The sequence below is a fragment of the Oleiphilus sp. HI0128 genome (assembly GCF_001635365.1).
The window spans coordinates 1-2072 of the sequence record NZ_LWGG01000973.1 but is presented as its reverse complement, the minus strand read 5'-3'; the positions used below and the strand labels follow the sequence as shown (position 1 = coordinate 2072).

The window sequence follows — 2072 nt, the reverse complement described above, 5'->3', positions numbered from 1 at the left end:
TTCGAGGGAAACCCGGCGGCAGTATGTCCATTGGATAACTGGCTGAAAGATGAATTGCTTCAAGCCATCGCAGAAGAAAACAATTTATCTGAAACAGCATTTTTCGTGCCCACAGAAACTGGGTTTAATTTAAGATGGTTTAGTCCTGTTAAGGGGGTTGATTTATGTGGGCATGCCACATTGGCAACGGCTCATGTCATCTTTGAAATTCTTGGTCATACTGAACCAACGATTATCTTTGAGACGCGTAGCGGCAACCTTTGCGTGGAAAAGGATGGCAATCAACTAAAAATGGATTTTCCGGCGCTAGCACTAACTCCTTGTGAGGTTTCCGAAACTTTGGTTAAAGCCATTGGTGTGTGCCCCATTGAGGTATTGGTCGCGGATGATTACGTAGCTGTGTTTGATAATGAGGCAATCGTTCGAGCCATCACACCAACCCACTCTTTGCTTAGCCAACTCGATTTTCGCGGTGTAATCGTTACCGCACCGGGCTCCGATGTGGATTTTGTCAGTAGATTCTTTGCTCCTAAAATTGGCATCCCCGAAGATCCCGTTACTGGTGCAGCGCATTGCAAACTTGCGCCGTACTGGGCTGGTAAACTTGGGAAAAGCACTTTAAGCGCCAAGCAAGTCTCTAAGCGTGGTGGCAGCCTTACATGCGAAGTCAAAGCCGACCGAGTCATACTGTACGGAAGTACCGTAACGTTTATGGAGGCAGAGATTGCATTCGAAACCTAACAATGCCGTAAACTCGGAGGCATTTTTCGTTCGCGCTGCTCACTACAAATGCGCCGGTTACGGCTGGCGTTAAATGCCAGTAATCAACATATCTATCGCATCAATGATTTGGTAGCGATAATGTTCTAGAGAGTCTACTTCGGATTTCAGAAGCGTTTTAGGCACAGTTGTCATTTGGTTGGTAACGAGGACGAAATCCTCTCCTTCAATTCTAACTGTAGGACATAGCTTCTGAGCTACTTTTTCGTTAACTTTTTTCGAAGGGGTTAACGGGATAACTAGTCTTGAATTCAAGTCATTTAGTAAGTTGTTTTGCACATCAACAAAATAGGGGTATGTTTTTTTACTGCTTTTGTCTTTGTTCAAATAAAGCGTAAATTGGCTCATTAAAAGCTCCTGAATGAGTCAGAAAATAAACCATTCTCTTCACTCAACTTGTTCAGCTCGTCAATAGCATCTTTATTTTCTTTAAGCCATTGTTCGCGTTGTGCTTTTTTTACTTGAACAATCAAGGCTTGTTCAAGTGTCGCTGATAAGTTTATTTTCAAACTTTTAGCTTGATTTAAAAGGTCACTGTTTACTGTTAGGTTAGTAGCTTTCTTAGGCGCTTGCTGGTCAAAACTTGGTCGCATGGTATTTGCTCCTAATGCGCATTGTTTATATGTATTGTTATGCTATTCCATATCCAAGCATTTAACAAGCGGCTCCACCGGACAAATTTTAGTGTCACCATTTTTGTTCCAAAAATGCCGCCAATAAAATTTGCTCGGTGAGCCGGGCGTTAAGGCCTATTAGTGTTGGCCGTAGTGCCCACCAATAGCAAAAATGTAAATATACTCATCGTCGTATTTATAAATTAACCGGTCTTTCTGGCTTAGACGTCTCGACCAAAGTCCCGATAAATTATGCTTAAGTTGTTCTGGTTTTCCCGTTCCTTCGGCAGGGTTACCACGCAGCATTTCCTTAAGTTGTCGGCACAGTACCTTATATAGCTTTTTATCGTTTTCTCTTAAGGTTTCATATTCTTGCCATGTATTTCCCTCAAAGACCAGTGATCTCACTCATCTCCTCCTTGCTTGGCTTATAACCTTCATTGTCAGTATGTGTTTTTACCGAGTCAGCGATTTGCTTCATCAAGTTAGTATTCTGCAAAACATATAAGGTTTCTTGCTCTCTTTCCCAGTCGTCAGCACTCATCACAACAAAATCGTCACCGGCTCGCCTAGTTACCTTTAAGGGCTCATGGTTCCCAACTATCTGTTCTACAAAGCCTTTCAAGTTGTCTCTAAATTTATTAACACTTACACTATCCATAATAATCACCAATTAAA

General features: G+C 42.0%; 5 protein-coding genes. 1 reads left to right on the top strand and 4 read right to left on the bottom strand.

The features are described from left to right. The coding region (locus tag A3763_RS15905; protein WP_068760221.1) for a PhzF family phenazine biosynthesis protein at positions 1-741 on the top strand (741 nt) is incomplete at its 5' end. Positions 742-810: 69 nt separating this feature from the next. Here A3763_RS15905 and A3763_RS15900 read toward each other — a convergent pair. The 4 genes from A3763_RS15900 to A3763_RS15885 form a co-directional block, all read right to left on the bottom strand. Next, positions 811-1128, bottom strand: a complete 318-nt coding sequence (locus A3763_RS15900) for a CcdB family protein (RefSeq protein ID WP_068516653.1) — start codon at positions 1126-1128, stop codon at positions 811-813. Continuing rightward, positions 1128-1373: a type II toxin-antitoxin system CcdA family antitoxin gene (locus A3763_RS15895; protein WP_068516651.1), complete on the bottom strand. Its 246-nt coding sequence runs from the start codon at positions 1371-1373 to the stop codon at positions 1128-1130. Before A3763_RS15895 ends, A3763_RS15900 begins: the two co-directional genes overlap by 1 nt. Positions 1374-1532: 159 nt before the next feature. Next, positions 1533-1802: a Txe/YoeB family addiction module toxin gene (locus A3763_RS15890; RefSeq protein WP_068516648.1), complete on the bottom strand. Its 270-nt coding sequence runs from the start codon at positions 1800-1802 to the stop codon at positions 1533-1535. Next, positions 1783-2055 carry a type II toxin-antitoxin system Phd/YefM family antitoxin gene (locus A3763_RS15885; protein WP_068516643.1) on the bottom strand — a complete coding sequence of 91 codons (273 nt, stop codon included), beginning with the start codon at positions 2053-2055 and terminating at the stop codon, positions 1783-1785. The genes A3763_RS15890 and A3763_RS15885 overlap by 20 nt, the downstream gene beginning before the upstream one ends. Between the last annotated feature and the right edge of the window lie 17 nt (positions 2056-2072).